This is a genomic window from Dinoroseobacter sp. S124A (assembly GCF_049801015.1).
GTDB lineage: Bacteria > Pseudomonadota > Alphaproteobacteria > Rhodobacterales > Rhodobacteraceae > Dinoroseobacter.
This window is the reverse complement of the sequence record NZ_JBNAGD010000002.1, coordinates 557,237-571,757: the sequence shown is the minus strand read 5'-3', so window position 1 is coordinate 571,757 and position 14,521 is coordinate 557,237. Positions and strand designations below refer to the sequence as shown.

14 protein-coding genes are annotated in these 14,521 nt (G+C 63.6%); 7 read left to right on the top strand and 7 right to left on the bottom strand.

Annotated elements, in window-relative coordinates; genetic code table 11:
• Positions 1-10: 10 nt before the first annotated feature.
• On the bottom strand, positions 11-484 hold the full coding sequence (locus tag ACP15I_RS07665) for an Rrf2 family transcriptional regulator (RefSeq protein ID WP_424967700.1): 474 nt from the start codon (positions 482-484) through the stop codon (positions 11-13).
• Positions 485-659: 175 nt separating this feature from the next.
• On the opposite strand from ACP15I_RS07665, the gene ACP15I_RS07660 reads away from it, so the two are divergent.
• The 7 genes from ACP15I_RS07660 (at position 660) to ACP15I_RS07630 (ending at position 5,101) form a co-directional block, all read left to right on the top strand.
• Entirely contained in the window at positions 660-1,313 is a 654-nt protein-coding gene (locus ACP15I_RS07660; protein WP_424967699.1) for an alpha/beta hydrolase, read from the top strand.
• A gap of 233 nt (positions 1,314-1,546) precedes the next feature.
• Positions 1,547-1,762: a hypothetical protein gene (locus tag ACP15I_RS07655; protein ID WP_424967698.1), complete on the top strand. Its 216-nt coding sequence runs from the start codon at positions 1,547-1,549 to the stop codon at positions 1,760-1,762.
• A gap of 174 nt (positions 1,763-1,936) precedes the next feature.
• Entirely contained in the window at positions 1,937-3,151 is a 1,215-nt protein-coding gene (locus ACP15I_RS07650) for an NADP-dependent isocitrate dehydrogenase (protein ID WP_424974591.1), read from the top strand.
• 86 nt (positions 3,152-3,237) lie between these two features.
• The gene (locus ACP15I_RS07645; RefSeq protein ID WP_424967696.1) at positions 3,238-3,864 is read left to right on the top strand and encodes a YitT family protein; all 627 of its coding nucleotides are present in this window, start codon (positions 3,238-3,240) and stop codon (positions 3,862-3,864) included.
• A gap of 22 nt (positions 3,865-3,886) precedes the next feature.
• Positions 3,887-4,216, top strand: a complete 330-nt coding sequence (locus ACP15I_RS07640; RefSeq protein ID WP_424974590.1) for a DMT family transporter — start codon at positions 3,887-3,889, stop codon at positions 4,214-4,216.
• A 67-nt stretch (positions 4,217-4,283) separates the two neighbouring features.
• Entirely contained in the window at positions 4,284-4,826 is a 543-nt protein-coding gene (locus ACP15I_RS07635) for a hypothetical protein (protein ID WP_424967694.1), read from the top strand.
• Positions 4,823-5,101, top strand: a complete 279-nt coding sequence (locus tag ACP15I_RS07630) for a hypothetical protein (protein ID WP_424967693.1) — start codon at positions 4,823-4,825, stop codon at positions 5,099-5,101. Before ACP15I_RS07635 ends, ACP15I_RS07630 begins: the two co-directional genes overlap by 4 nt.
• Before the next feature lie 6 nt (positions 5,102-5,107).
• Here the strand turns inward: ACP15I_RS07630 and ACP15I_RS07625 are convergent, their stop codons facing one another.
• From ACP15I_RS07625 to guaB, 6 genes are all read right to left on the bottom strand, one after another.
• Positions 5,108-5,401, bottom strand: a complete 294-nt coding sequence (locus ACP15I_RS07625; protein WP_424967692.1) for a DUF1330 domain-containing protein — start codon at positions 5,399-5,401, stop codon at positions 5,108-5,110.
• Between the two features lies 1 nt (position 5,402).
• Positions 5,403-8,069 carry an alanine--tRNA ligase gene (alaS, locus tag ACP15I_RS07620; protein ID WP_424974589.1) on the bottom strand — a complete coding sequence of 889 codons (2,667 nt, stop codon included), beginning with the start codon at positions 8,067-8,069 and terminating at the stop codon, positions 5,403-5,405.
• A 138-nt stretch (positions 8,070-8,207) separates the two neighbouring features.
• A complete protein-coding gene (gene recA, locus ACP15I_RS07615; RefSeq protein ID WP_424967690.1) occupies positions 8,208-9,275 on the bottom strand; it encodes a recombinase RecA in 1,068 nt (355 codons plus the stop codon).
• Between the two features lie 180 nt (positions 9,276-9,455).
• Complete coding sequence (locus ACP15I_RS07610) at positions 9,456-11,795, bottom strand: ATP-binding protein (protein WP_424974588.1); 2,340 nt, start codon at positions 11,793-11,795, stop codon at positions 9,456-9,458.
• 100 nt (positions 11,796-11,895) lie between these two features.
• On the bottom strand, positions 11,896-13,053 hold the full coding sequence (locus ACP15I_RS07605) for an RsmB/NOP family class I SAM-dependent RNA methyltransferase (protein ID WP_424974587.1): 1,158 nt from the start codon (positions 13,051-13,053) through the stop codon (positions 11,896-11,898).
• A 3-nt stretch (positions 13,054-13,056) separates the two neighbouring features.
• A complete protein-coding gene (gene guaB / locus ACP15I_RS07600; RefSeq protein WP_424967687.1) occupies positions 13,057-14,511 on the bottom strand; it encodes an IMP dehydrogenase in 1,455 nt (484 codons plus the stop codon).
• Between the last annotated feature and the right edge of the window lie 10 nt (positions 14,512-14,521).

Below are 14,521 nucleotides of genomic sequence, written 5' to 3'. Positions count from 1 at the left end.
TGCAGATCCTTCACGATACGGTCTCGCCGTCATCCACCACGGTGAAGAGCGTCGGCACCGCCGGGCACGGGGTCAGCTGGTTTCCAACCACATCCGACAGCCGCGTCTGATGCAGAAAGACATAGACATGGGCACTCAGCCCTTCCCAGAGCCGGTTGGTCATGGATTGCGCGCGCGAGCCCGATTTCGCGCCCGAGGCCCCGGCCCCAGTGTGCATCGCGCTCACGGTCTCATCGACTGCCTGCAGCACATCCGCCACCCGGATCGAGTCCGGCGAACGCGCCAGCCGGTAACCACCGCCCGGCCCGCGCACCGAGGTCACAAGCTCGGCCCGGCGCAGCTTGACAAAAAGCTGCTCGAGATAGGTCAGCGAGATGTTCTGCCGCTCCGAGATTTCGGACAGCGTCACCAGCTTGTTGTCCGGCGCTTCGGCCAGATCGGCCATGGCGACCATGGCATAACGGCCCTTGGTGCTCAGTTTCACGGATCTCGCGCCCCCTGATGGCACCGGGCACATTGACCTGCGCGCCGGCTTTCCTTAATTGCACAGAACCAGTGTGCACACATTTGGTTTAGAATGGTTCTAGAATGCCCGAGCGAAGTCGTCAAGTTCATGACGACCTGCCCCGGGCTCTGAGGCGGCGAGAGGACAGGCACGAATGCCCGAAGTGATTTTTCCGGGACCCGAAGGGCGACTGGAAGGCCGATATCATCCGCAAAAAGAAAAAGACGCTCCGATCGCCATCGTGCTTCATCCGCACCCGCAATTTGGCGGGACGATGAATAATCGCGTGGTCTACAACCTGCATTACGCGTTCTACAACATGGGCTTCACCGTGCTGCGGTTCAATTTCCGCGGCGTCGGGCGCAGCCAAGGCGAGTATGATCAGGGGGTGGGCGAGCTGTCCGATGCCGCCAGCGCTCTCGATTACCTGCAATCGATGAACCCCAATTCCAAGCATTGCTGGGTGGCGGGCTTCTCCTTTGGCGCGTGGATCGGGATGCAGCTTCTGATGCGGCGGCCCGAGATCACCGGCTTTATCTCGGTGGCCCCGCCGGCCAATACCTATGATTTCAGCTTCCTCGCGCCCTGCCCCTCTTCTGGGCTGATCATCAACGGCTCGGCCGACCGCGTGGCCGCGCCCGCGGATACGGTCTCGCTGGTGAACAAGCTGCACGAGCAGAAGGGCATCACCATCACTCATGAGGAAGTCCCGGAGGCGGGCCACTTCTTTGAGGATCCGCATATGGAAACCATGATCGACTCGGTCGATGGCTATGTGCGGCGGCGTTTGACCGAAACCACCCGCTAAGCTGGCCAGCGACCGCCGCCTGGCCGGTGGTCGCGCGCCAAACACGCGGGTGTCGCAAACATCCTACATCAACGACTGATGATCTTCGCGCCGTTTGTCGCGGCCACCGTGGCCCTGTCGCGCGTGGGTTCCAGCGTCTTGCGCAACAGACGGACAATCTCGCGCGCGGGAAAGGTTCTGCAAACCCTTCGGCGCTAGTCTGGGGCGATCTTGACCCGGCAGGACCTGCGCCCATGAGCCAAATCATCGAAACCCTCGCGGATGCCCTCGCGCGCGACGCGCTGGAGGCGGCGGCGCGGCTCGACAATGACCAGCTGATCACCGAGGTCGGCAAGCAGCTGGGCGCCAGCTCTTCGACCATGGAAGAGGCCTATCAAACCTATATCCGGGTCCGGCAGGCGGAAGCCCGGGCGCGCCGGTTCCTCGAGTCCCAGCTGCCGGGCGACTAACCCCGTCCCCTTCTTCGACTGCTCAGGGAATGGCCCATGCGCCGCATAGGTCGGCAACCTGTGCAGCGACCTGTTGCAGGGTGTCGCACTGGGCGGATCCGGAATTGTATACTTTCGCATACAATGCCATGAGTTGCGCAACGCCAACGCCCCTTTCCATCATGCGAGGCCCCCATGAGCAAAATCAAAGTCGAGAACCCGATCGTCGAAATGGACGGAGACGAGATGACCCGGATCATCTGGGATTTCATCAAGACCAAGCTGATCCTGCCCTATCTGGATATCGATCTGCTCTATTACGATCTCGGCATCGAAGAGCGGGACCGCACCGAGGATCAGATCACCATCGACGCCGCCGAAAAGACCAAGGAGGTCGGCGTCGCGGTCAAATGCGCCACGATCACGCCCGACGAGGCCCGGGTGGAGGAGTTCGGCCTCAAGAAGATGAGGCGCAGCCCCAACGGGACGATCCGCAATATCCTCGGCGGGGTGGTCTTTCGCCAGCCGATCATCTGCCGGAACGTGCCGCGGCTCGTGCCCGGCTGGACCCAGCCCATCGTGATCGGCCGCCACGCCTTTGGCGACCAGTACAAGGCGACGGATATGAAATTCCCCGGACCGGGGAAGCTGACCATGAAATTCGTCGGAGAGGACGGCACGGTGGACGAGCGCGAGGTGTTCGACGCTCCCTCCGCCGGCGTGTTCATGGGAATGTACAACCTCGATGCGTCGATCATCGATTTTGCCCGCGCCTCGCTGAATTACGGGCTCAAACTCGGCTGGCCGGTTTACCTTTCCACCAAGAATACCATTCTGAAACAGTATGATGGCCGCTTTCTCGAGCTCTTTCAGAAGGTTTATGAGGACGAGTTCGCCGAGGCATTCAAAGAGGCGGGCATCTGGTACGAGCACCGGCTCATCGACGACATGGTGGCCTGCGCGATGAAGTGGAATGGCGGCTTCGTCTGGGCCTGCAAGAACTATGATGGCGATGTGCAATCCGACACCGTGGCCCAGGGGTTCGGCTCGCTCGGCCTGATGACCTCGCAGCTGATGACGCCCGATGGCAAGATCGTGGAGGCCGAGGCCGCCCATGGCACCGTGACCCGCCATTACCGCCAGCATCAGGAGGGCAAGGAGACCTCGACCAACTCCATCGCCTCGATCTATGCCTGGACCGGGGGGCTCAAGCACCGCGCCAAGCTCGACGACAACACCGCTCTCGCCAATTTCGCCGAAACGCTGGAGCGGGTGATCGTCGAAACCGTCGAGGCGGGGCACATGACCAAGGACCTCGCCCTGCTGGTGGGACCGGACCAGAAATGGCTGACCACCATGGGCTTTCTCAACACGCTTGATGAACGTTTGAACGCGGCGCTTGCCGGTTAGGCACCCGGCGCTGCCACGCGGAAAAACTCGGACCGGGGCGGCGTTTTAGACTGGCCCGGCCCCCGGCCCGCGCGGTAGCAAGACCCATGCCCGCACCGCTGCCCATTCCCCGTCCCGAAGACCTCAAACACACAGCGCTGGATGACGCCCAGGGGCTCTCGCTCGGCGTGCTGCTCTGCGCGGTGGGGCTGACCTTTCTCAGCCATCTCGGTTTGGTGACGGGCCAGACCGCCGGGCTCGCGCTGATCCTGTCCTATGTCACCGGCCTGTCCTTCGGGGCGGTGTTCTTTGTCGTCAACCTGCCGTTCTACTGGGTCGCCTATCGCAAGCTCGGGCTGGAATTCACCCTCAAGTCCATCGGTTGTGTCACGGCGCTGTCGCTTTCGACCGAGTTCATGCCCATGGGGTTCCGGATCGAGACCCTCAACCCCGCCCTCGGCGTGGTGATCTTCGGCGCCGCCACCGGGCTTGGCCTGCTGGCCGTGTTCCGCCATGGCGGCAGCCTCGGCGGGCTCGGGGTGATCGCGCTGATCGTGCAGGACAAGACCGGGTTCAAGGCGGGCTATGTGCAGATCCTCTTCGATCTGGTGCTCTTTGCGGTGGCCGCCCTGCTCTTTCCCCTGTCCATCGTGGCCTATTCCCTGCTCGGCGCGCTGGTGCTCAACGGTGTGATCGCGTTCAATCACAACAAGCGACGCTACATCGCCACCTGATCCACGCGCCACAGGAGCCGTCATGCATTACATCCCCCTCATCGGAGCCATCTTTGCCGAGGTGGTCGCAACCTCCGCCCTGCAGGCCAGCCAGCAATTCACCCGGATCGGCCCGTCGATCACGGTGGTGATCGGCTACGGGATCAGCTTCTACCTGCTATCGCTGACCCTCAAGGTGATGCCGCTGGGCATCGTCTATGCGCTCTGGTCGGGCATGGGCCTGATGATGATGGCTGGGATCGGCTGGCTCATCTTCGGACAAAGGCTGGACCTTCCAGCGGTCCTCGGGCTGGTCCTGATCCTGGCCGGGATCCTGATCATCAACCTGTTCTCCGAAACGGCAACGCATTGATCGCAAACCCTTGACGGCGGCGCTTCGGCGCTTGACCTGCCGGGCCCTTTGCCCAGACACTCGGGTCATGATGAAACACGCCCTGCTTTGCGCCGCCCTCGCCCTGGCCTCACCGGCCAGCGCGGATCTCCGGATCAGCTATGCTGATGGAGACCGCCCCCTGTTTTCCGTGGCCGTTCCGGACTTCTGGTCGATCCAGACCGGCGGCGCGCGCGAGATCTCTCCCCCCGATGAGGCAGCCGCCGTGCCGGTCCCACAGATCGTGACCCTGCGCCCGACGGTTGAGCCGGATGTGTGGATGGGATTCTTCTCGCCACCAGGGATCAGCACGCTCGAAGGCGGGCTGGATTATCTGGACGAGATCGAGAAGTTCATGTCGTCGGATCCCGAGATCATTTCGATCTCGAAAGAGCGCGTGGCCGGCCTGCCGGCGCGGGTCATCAAGGGGACCGGACGGCGCGATGGCGCTGACATCGTCTTCACCATCGCCGTTCTCGACCTACCCGGTGCGCGGGTGGCCATTGCGGCCGCCGTCGCCGAGAGCACCGCCGCGCCTGCGTTGATCGACGAAATTAACCGCGTGTTCGCCAGCGTGAGGGCCGGATCATGACGCCTCGTTTTATTGTGCGCACCGCACTTTGCCTCGGACTGATCGGGGGCCTCGCCGGGTGTCAGACCGCCGTCGGCGTCAGCTACGGGTATGGCTACTCGGATCCGTTCTACTGGAACCACTATTACCATGACCGCGATGTGGATGTGGATGTCGACATCAACCGCCCGGACCGGCCCAACCGTCCGCCCGTGGCCAAGCCGCCGCAAGTACGGCCGCCGATCCACAAGCCCAAGCCCCTGCCCGCGCGCCCGTCGCGGCCGCGCGCACGCTAGCCCGGCTCAGACGTCGTCCAGCGCGTCGACGACCACAAGTTCCCGTTGGGAGGCGCCCCGCGCATAGCTGAGCGCCTCTTGATAGGCGGGCGAGTTGTAGCATTCGACCGCGCGCGCGCGGCTTTCGAACCGCACGACCACGTTGCGGGCCCGCTCGGGCCCCTCCAGCTGGGTGCAGCCCCCGCCGCGGGCGAGGAACACGCCGCCATGATCGGCAATCGCCACCGTTGCGCGCTTGGCATATTCGCCATAACGGTCAGGATCGGTCACATGCACATGGGCAATCCAGAATGCGGCCATCTTACTCTCCTCCAATCAGGGCTTCGACCGCCGCGATGGCGGCATCGGCTTGGCTCGGGTCCTTGCCGCCACCCTGCGCCATGTCCGGACGGCCACCACCGCCCTTGCCGCCCAGGGCCGCCACAGCCGCCTTGACCAGGTCCACGGCCGAGACCGTGTCGGTCATATCGGGCGTGACACCTGCCGCGACGGCCGCCTTGCCATCCGCATCCGCGATCAGAAGGATCGCGCCAGAGCCAATCCGCGCCTTGTGTTCATCGATCAACGGCGGCAGATCCCGGCCCGACACCCCCTGCAGCACCTGCGCAAGGAAAGGCACGCCGGCAATCTCCTTGGGCTTGGCCGGCGCATCCGCCTGCGCGCCCCCGGCCATAGCGAGATCGCGGCGCAGTTGCGCCACCTCGTTCTGCAGAGCCTTGCGTTCATCCAGCAAGGCGCGCACACGGTCCGGCACCTCCGCCGCCTGCGCCTTGAGCGCCAGCGCGGTCTCGGCCACCCGGCGATCCTGAGCGCTGAGATAGGCGAAGGCCTCTTCCCCGGTCAGTGCCTCGATCCGGCGCACCCCGGACGAGGACGCCGTATCGCCAAGCGCCACGAAGACACCGATATCGCCGGTCTGGCGCACATGGGTGCCGCCACAAAGCTCCAGCGAATAGGTCTCGCCGGTCACGCCCTTGCCGGAGCCTGCCTGCCGTCCCATGGACACCACGCGCACCTCGTCACCGTATTTCTCGCCAAACAGCGCCTGCGCCCCGAGGCCGCGCGCATCATCCGGCGTCATGATCCGGGTCTCGACCGGCGCGTTCTGGCGGATATAGGCGTTCACATCCATTTCGACCTTGGCCAGCTCTTCGGTGCTGAGCGCCTTGGAATGGCTGAAATCGAACCGCAGCCGGTCGGCCGCGTTCAGCGATCCACGCTGGGCCACGTGATCGCCCAGCGTCTGGCGGAGCGCCTCATGGAGCAAGTGCGTCGCCGAGTGGTTCGCGCGGATCGAGCTCCGCCGCGCGGGATCTACCCGCATCTCCAGCACGTCGCCCACGGACAGGGCAACCTTCTCGGGCGTGACCTTATGGACGAAGAGACCGTTCTTTTTCTGCGTGTCCGTGATCGCGCCCGCGCCGTCGGTCTTCAGGTAACTGCCGCTATCGCCGACCTGCCCCCCGGATTCCGCGTAGAACGGGGTCTGGTTCAGGATGGCCCAGCCCGTGCTGCCCGCCGCGATCGTCTCGACCGGCACGCCCTCCTGCACGAGGGCAAGGACCTGCCCCTCGGCGATCTCGGTGTCATAGCCCAAGAACTCGGTGCTGCCATGGGTCTCGGCCAGATCGAACCAAACGCTCTCATCGGCGGTTTCGCCCGAGCCGGACCATGCCGCGCGGGCCTTCGCCTTCTGCTCGGCCATGGCGGCATCGAAGCCGTCAGTCTCTACCTCGCGGCCCTTCTCGCGCAGCGCATCCTGCGTCAGGTCCAGCGGGAAGCCATAGGTGTCATAGAGCTTGAACGCCGTCTCGCCCGGCAGGGCCGCGCCATCGTCCAGCCCCTCGACCGCATCATCCAGCAGGCGGAGGCCACGATCCAGGGTCTGACGGAAACGGGTTTCCTCGAGGTTCAGCGTCTCTTCGATCAGGGCCTGCGCCCGGCCCAGTTCGGGGAAGGCCTGCCCCATCTGGGCCACAAGCGCGGGCACCAGCCGGTGCATCACCGGATCCTGTGCGCCGAGCAAATGCGCATGACGCATGGCCCGCCGCATGATCCGGCGCAGGACGTAACCGCGCCCTTCATTGGACGGCATCACCCCATCCGCGATCAGAAACGAAGTCGAGCGCAGGTGATCCGCGATGACCCGGTGATGCACATTGCGATCGCCATAGGGATCCACGCCCGTGGCATGGGCCGACGCCTCGATCAGCGCCTTGAAGAGATCCGTGTCGTAATTGTCGTGACTGCCCTGCAAGAGCGCGGCGATCCGTTCCAGTCCCATGCCCGTATCGATGGAGGGCGACGGCAGGTCCTGCCGAGAGCCATCCTCGAACTGTTCGAACTGCATGAAGACGAGGTTCCAGATCTCGATGAAACGGTCGCCGTCTTCCTCGGGGCTGCCCGGAGGCCCGCCCCAGATGTGATCGCCATGGTCGTAGAAGATCTCGGTGCAGGGTCCGCACGGCCCCGTCGGCCCCATCATCCAGAAATTGTCATTGGTCGGAATGCGGATGATACGGTCATCGCTCAGACCCGCATGTTTTTTCCAGATCTCGGCAGCCTCGTCATCGGTATGGTAGACCGTGACCAGCAGCCGGGACTTGTCGATCCCGAATTCCTTGGTGATCAGGTCCCAGGCAAAGGGGATGGCATCCGATTTGAAGTAGTCCCCGAAGCTGAAATTTCCCAGCATTTCAAAGAAGGTATGGTGGCGCGCCGTGTAGCCCACATTGTCCAGATCATTGTGCTTGCCCCCGGCGCGCACACATTTCTGGCTCGTGGTGGCGCGGGAGTAATCCCGCTGCTCGAGCCCGGTGAACACATTCTTGAACTGAACCATCCCCGCATTGGTGAACATCAGGGTCGGATCATTGCGCGGCACCAGAGGTGAGCTGTCGATGATCGCGTGATCCTGCGCGCCGAAATAGTTGAGAAAGGTACTGCGAATGTCGTTCAGGCTAGGCATCTGGGCGTCCCGGATTGGAATGGTCCCGCAGGTGTAGCGCTGCGACCCAAGCCTGTCCACCATCAGAAAAAAGCCAGATCGCCCAAGAAAAAAGGCGGCCGTTGCGGGCCGCCCTCGTTTCGCGCGATGTGGACGAGATCACTCGTCCAGAACGGCGGTCTCTTCCGCGGGCATTTCGAAATCCAGCCCGTGGGCTGCGCGGATCTTGTCCTCGATCGACAGCGCCATGGAGCGGTTGTCGCGCAGGAACTGCTTGGCGTTTTCCCGTCCCTGACCGATGCGCTCATCGCCATAGGAGAACCAGGACCCGGATTTCTGCACCACGCCGGCCTTCACGCCGAGATCGATCAGCTCACCCATCTTGGAGATGCCTTCGCCATACATGATGTCGAATTCCACCTGCTTGAAGGGCGGCGCGACCTTGTTCTTGACCACCTTGACCTTTGTAGTGTTGCCCACAACCTCATCGCGGTCCTTGATCGACCCGATGCGGCGAATATCGAGCCGTACGGAGGAATAGAACTTGAGCGCATTGCCCCCCGTCGTGGTCTCCGGCGAGCCGAACATCACACCGATCTTCATCCGGATCTGGTTGATGAAGATCACGGTGCAATTGGAGCGCGAGATGGCGCCGGTCAATTTGCGCATGGCCTGGCTCATGAGGCGCGCCTGGGCACCGACCTGGGCGTCGCCCATATCGCCTTCGAGCTCGGATTTCGGGGTCAGCGCGGCAACGGAATCCACAACCACCATGCTGACAGCCCCGGAGCGCACAAGGGTTTCGGTGATTTCAAGCGCTTGCTCGCCCGTATCCGGTTGCGAAATCAGCAGTTCATCAAGGTCAACGCCAAGCCGACGCGCGTATTGCGGGTCCAGCGCATGCTCCGCATCGACGAAGGCACAAACACCGCCCTTTTTCTGCTCCTCGGCGATGCAATGCAGGGTCAGGGTTGTCTTGCCCGAGCTCTCGGGCCCATAGATTTCGATGATCCGCCCCTTGGGGATGCCGCCGATCCCAAGCGCGATGTCGAGACCGATGGAGCCGGTCGACGTCGCCTCGATCTCGGCAACTGGGCTGTCGGCGCCCAGTTTCATGATAGAGCCCTTGCCGAACTGTCGTTCGATCTGGGCCAGAGCGCTATCCAGCGCTTTTTTCTTTTCGGATTCTCGTTTGTCGGTCACGTCCAGAAGACTCGCGGTGGCCATGGTGTCGCCCCTTATCACATACCGCCAGCAGGGCGGCAATCGCTGCTTTGTTCTTGCCTTGTTCTCGCAATATGAGACCGAAGTAGGAACATTTCAAGGCAAATCTTAACCATCCAAGAATTTCGGAATTTGGTTAAGAAAGGGTTTCCCGATCGGGTGACGGGAGGTCACAGCCCCCCCTTAAACGGCATCCTTCAGTGGAGCTGAGATCGACGGCGCATCAAACTGGGCTTGCACCGTGGCAATCAGCTGTTTGAGAGAGAACGGCTTGGGCAGGAACACCGAATTCGGGATCCGCTCTTCATCGTCAGACAACAGGTCTTCGGCATAGCCGGACACGAAGACAACGGGAATGCCCGGGCGGTCGATCAGGGCGCGCCGCACCCAACTTGGGCCATCCAGCCCCGGCATGATCACATCCGTCACGAAGAGGTCCACTTCGAGCGCCGGGTTCTCAAGCAGCTCCAATGCTGTTTCCGCGCATTCCGCTTCGAGTACGGTGAACCCGTTGAGACGCAGCGCTCTGGCCGCGAAGGCGCGCACCGGTGCCTCATCCTCCACGAGAAGCACGATGCCGTCCCCCGTCGCAGAGGGTCGATCGGGCGCCACGGTCGCAGTCTCTGCAACCGGGAGGCTCTGGCCGTGATAGGCCGGAAAGTAGATCTCGAACGCCGTGCCTTTGCCCACCACGCTTTCGGCGAAGATGAAGCCGCCGGACTGCTTGACGATCCCGTAGGCCGTCGAGAGACCGAGCCCCGTGCCCTCCCCGGTACGCTTGGTGGTGTAGAAAGGCTCGAAAATCTTGCTGAGCTTGTCTTGCGGGATGCCGATGCCCTGATCCGTCACGGTTACACAGGCGTAGTCCCCGGCGGGCAAGGTCACCCGACCGCGCATCATGGGCGCATCCAACTCGACCGCGCGGGCCTCGATGGTAATCTCACCCCCATCCGGCATCGCATCCCGCGCATTGACCACAAGGTTCATCAAAACCTGCTCAAGCTGCCGTTTATCGGCCCGCATCGGGCTGAGATCCGGCTCGTTCATCAAGGTCAGGGTCACTTTCTCGCCCACAAGCCGGTTGAGCAGATGTGTGAGATCCGAGAGCGTATCGCGCAGATCGATCAGTTCCGGTTGCAATGTCTGCTTGCGGGAAAAGGCCAGCAACTGCCCGACAAGGCTCGCAGCGCGGTTCGCATTCTGGTTGATCTGCACGAGATCGCCATACTCCGGATCCCCCTGATCATGGCGCAGCAACAGCAGGTCGCAATGCCCCGAAATCGCCGTGAGAAGGTTGTTGAAGTCATGGGCCACACCGCCCGCGAGCTGGCCAATGGCCTGCATCTTCTGGCTTTGCACGAATTGCGCCTCGAGCGTCTTGAGCTCGGTTGCGTCATGCAGAACCGCCGTCAGGATGGGCCCTTCGGCACTTTGCGACCGCATCAAGGTCACCTGCAAAAAGCTCTCCTCGGTGCCTTCCTTCACGCGCAGGACTTCGGGCTGCAGCGACAGGGGCGCATGCAGCGCCTCCTCGATCCAGCTGCGGACGGAACGCCCGAGCCCGGTGACCAGATCGACGAAATTGATATCGTCCACCTGTCCTTCGATGTTGAGCAAGGCCCGCGCATGGGCATTGGCCTGCAGAACCTCCCCTTGGGGGCCGAGCTTCATCACCGCCACGGGCAGTTCCTCAAGCCCCATATTCATGTCATGGGTGCTGGTCAGACGTTGCATCGGCAGAAGCGCTATCTCACGCCGCCCGGCCGTCAGCTCCGTCTGGTGCAGATAGACCGGGACATTACCATCGGGTGTAATCACCTCGGCCGTGCTTACCTCGGCGGCGGGCGGCACAACGAAGACCGCATTCAGATCGCGGGCCCGCCCGCCGATCATCCGTCGTAGCGCCTCGTTCATCGACAGAACCGTGCCTGATTTTGAGACCGACAAAACCGGGATCGATACGGAACCAGAGCTCGCGCCATCGCGGGAGGCCAGCGCTTCCACCCGGAAGAGCATCTGGCCATAGGCATATTTCCGTAGAACGAACCGCGCATGACCACGCCGGGTGACCGCGTCCTCGACACTCATGGCGGCCTGATCGAGCCCCCGCCGCAACCGACGCAGCAAGGCCGCGCTTTCGGGGACCGTGGCCTGAAGGGCTGAAACCAGTCCAAGCTCCTGCGCGTTCGGAAAATACGCCTTGGCCGCAGCGTTCATCCACAGCACCTGCTGATGCGCGTCGAGCACGACCGACGGGCTTGAATCCCCTTCCAGAAAGGTGAACAGCCCCACAAGCTTCGGATCGAGGCGCGCCCGGTTCATCCGTCGCCGGATCTGCAGCAGGATCAGCAGCGCCACGAGCGTGACCGCCGAGACCGCAAGGGACAGCTTGACCGTCGGATCCTGCAGGATGACCGCGAGACCGGAGGTCACGACCGCCGCCCCGAGAAGTACAGCAGCCTCGCGGATCGCCGACGACGTCTCGCCCGCAAATCTCTGACTTTCCAGCGTCTGATCGCTCACCCTGTCCTCCGGATCACCTGTACGCGCAGTCTTGATCGCTTGGACTTAAGCTTGGCTTAACACCGTAACAGTTTCAACCTTTGGTTGTTTCAACCATGACTCAAACATCGAATATGGCGTAGAAAAACCCGTCTCCCGGGGCGTTGGGCAACAGTTGCGCCTGCCTGCGCAGCCGCGCCGCTGGACAGGTTTCGGCCATCCAGCCCACTTGATCGGCATTTTCGACGGGCAAAATCGAGCAGGTCGCATATACCAGCACGCCGCCGGGACGCAGCAGGGGAAGCGCGGTGCGCAGCACATCCTGCTGGGCCGCGACATAGCCCGCGAGCCGTTCCGGCGTCAGCCCCCATTTGGCCTCGGGCGCGCGACGCCAAGTGCCGCTGCCACTGCAAGGCGCATCGCAAAAGACAAGGTCGAACCCGCCCTGCCCCGCTTGCCAGACTGGCAGGTCGACCCCCGCCCGCGCAGCCCGCGCGGGTATGTCCTTCATCCGCGCGGGGGCAATGTCATGGACTTGGACCTCGGCGTCGCTGCATGCGGCAAGGGCCAGGGCCTTGCCACCGCCGCCAGCGCAATAATCCAGAATGCGGCCCGCATCGGGCACCGGTGTCTCCAACACGGCCGCTTGGGACGCGGCATCCTGGATCTCCACCAGACCGTCCCGATACGCAGCACTCTGGGCGACACGGCGCGCGCCGTCGCCAACCCGCAGTGCGCCGGGAACGCCGCCGACCGGCTCGGCGGTGATGCCCTCTGCGGCGAGCTGCTCCTGCGCATCCGCCATATCCCCCTTGCGCCCGTTGACCCGCAGGTCGAGCGGTGCGCGATCCCGCAGCGCAAGACAGATCTGGTCCGCCTCGGCCCCATAAGCCGCATCGAGCTGCGACAGGATCCAATCGGGCATATCGCACAGATCGCTCCGGGACAGGTCCGGCTCAGCGCGCACCCTGCCCCGCTCCAGCTCGGAGAGCGGCGCGGGCGCATACCCCTCGCCACTGAAGACTGCGTCAAGTGAGGCGTGTCCCGCCACGCAATGCCCGATCATCAGGCCGCGTCCGGTCAGCGCCCCGCCACGCGCCCCGTAGCTCGCCCGCCGCCGGAGAGCGGCGAAGACCAGATCGCGGAGCGCGGCCCGATCCTTGGACCCGGCGAAGCGGTGCGCGCGGCCCCATTGGCTGAGCGCCTGCTCGGCGGGCTGACCTTCCAGCACCGCGTCGAGCACCTCGATCGCAGCCGCGACGCGCGCAGCGGGTGTCATGGGTCAACCCATCCGGTAATTCGGGCTCTCGCGGGTGATCTGCACATCATGGACATGGCTCTCCTTGAGGCCCGAACCGGTGATCCGTACGAATTGCGCTTGCGTGCGCATCTCGGCCACGGTCGCCGCCCCGGTATAGCCCATCGCGGCCCGCAGACCGCCCACGAGTTGGTGAACCACCGCGCCCGCGGAGCCCTTATAGGGCACCTGTCCCTCGATCCCTTCGGGCACAAGCTTGTCGGAGGCCGCGTCCTTCTGGAAGTACCGATCCGCCGAGCCGCGCGCCATGGCCCCGAGGGAGCCCATGCCGCGATAGGATTTGAAGGAACGTCCCTGATAGAGGATCACTTCGCCCGGGCTTTCATCGGTGCCCGCGATCATGCTGCCGACCATGGCGCAATGGGCGCCTGCGGCGATGGCCTTGGCGAAGTCGCCCGAAAATTTGATACCGCCATCGGCGATGACCGGCGTGCCCGTGGCCTCGGCGGCCTTGGCGCAATCCATGATCGCGGTGAGCTGGGGCACACCAACACCGGCGACGATCCGCGTGGTGCAGATTGAGCCCGGGCCGATCCCGACCTTGACCGCGTCAGCACCCGCATCGATCAGAGCCCGGGTCGCTTCGCCCGTGGCCACGTTGCCTGCCACGACCTGCACGGAGTTCGACAGGGTCTTGGCCCGCTCTACCGCCTTGGCCACGCCCGCGGAATGACCATGGGCCGTGTCGATAATGATCAGATCCACGCCCGCCTCGACCAGCGCCTGTGAGCGCTCGAACCCGGCATCGCCCACGGTCGTGGCAGCCGCCACGCGCAAACGGCCCAGCTCATCCTTGCAGGCATTGGGGTTCAGCACGGCCTGCTCGATATCCTTGATCGTCAGCAGCCCGGTCAGCGTCCCATCGCCGTCCAGCACCAGAAGCTTCTCGATCCGCCGCGCATGCATTAGCGATTTGGCCTCGGCCAGATCCGCAGGCTCGCGCAGAATGGCAAGATTGTCCGACGTCATCATCACAGAGACAGGCGTGTTGTCATCGCTGGCAAACCGCATGTCGCGATTGGTCACGATCCCCAGCACGCGGCGACGCTCATCCACAACCGGGAAACCGGTGATCTTGTAGCGATCCATCAGCGCCTTGGCATCAGCCAGCGTCTGATCCGGGCGCAGGGTCACCGGGTTATAGACCACCCCGGATTCAAAGCGTTTGACCTGCCGAACCTGATTTTGCTGCTCATCCACGCTGAGATTGCGGTGCAGCACTCCCATGCCACCGACCTGCGCCATGGCGATCGCCATCCGCGCCTCGGTCACCGTATCCATGGCCGAGCTCAGCAGGGGAATGTTCAGGGCAATCGACTTGGTCACCATGGTGCGGGTGTCCGCCTCGGAGGGCAGCACGGAGCTGGCGCCGGGTACCAGCAGCACATCGTCGAAAGTGAGGGCCTCGCGAATCTCCATCACGCACTCC

Coding starts and splice junctions, on each gene's coding strand:
- ACP15I_RS07660 (WP_424967699.1), top strand. CDS start 660: ATGCCCGAAGTGATTTTTCCGGGACCCGAAGGGCGACTGGAAGGCCGA.
- ACP15I_RS07655 (WP_424967698.1), top strand. CDS start 1,547: ATGAGCCAAATCATCGAAACCCTCGCGGATGCCCTCGCGCGCGACGCG.
- ACP15I_RS07650 (WP_424974591.1), top strand. CDS start 1,937: ATGAGCAAAATCAAAGTCGAGAACCCGATCGTCGAAATGGACGGAGAC.
- ACP15I_RS07645 (WP_424967696.1), top strand. CDS start 3,238: ATGCCCGCACCGCTGCCCATTCCCCGTCCCGAAGACCTCAAACACACA.
- ACP15I_RS07640 (WP_424974590.1), top strand. CDS start 3,887: ATGCATTACATCCCCCTCATCGGAGCCATCTTTGCCGAGGTGGTCGCA.
- ACP15I_RS07635 (WP_424967694.1), top strand. CDS start 4,284: ATGATGAAACACGCCCTGCTTTGCGCCGCCCTCGCCCTGGCCTCACCG.
- ACP15I_RS07630 (WP_424967693.1), top strand. CDS start 4,823: ATGACGCCTCGTTTTATTGTGCGCACCGCACTTTGCCTCGGACTGATC.
- ACP15I_RS07625 (WP_424967692.1), bottom strand. CDS start 5,401: ATGGCCGCATTCTGGATTGCCCATGTGCATGTGACCGATCCTGACCGT.
- alaS (WP_424974589.1), bottom strand. CDS start 8,069: ATGCCTAGCCTGAACGACATTCGCAGTACCTTTCTCAACTATTTCGGC.
- recA (WP_424967690.1), bottom strand. CDS start 9,275: ATGGCCACCGCGAGTCTTCTGGACGTGACCGACAAACGAGAATCCGAA.
- ACP15I_RS07605 (WP_424974587.1), bottom strand. CDS start 13,053: ATGACACCCGCTGCGCGCGTCGCGGCTGCGATCGAGGTGCTCGACGCG.
- guaB (WP_424967687.1), bottom strand. CDS start 14,511: ATGGAGATTCGCGAGGCCCTCACTTTCGACGATGTGCTGCTGGTACCC.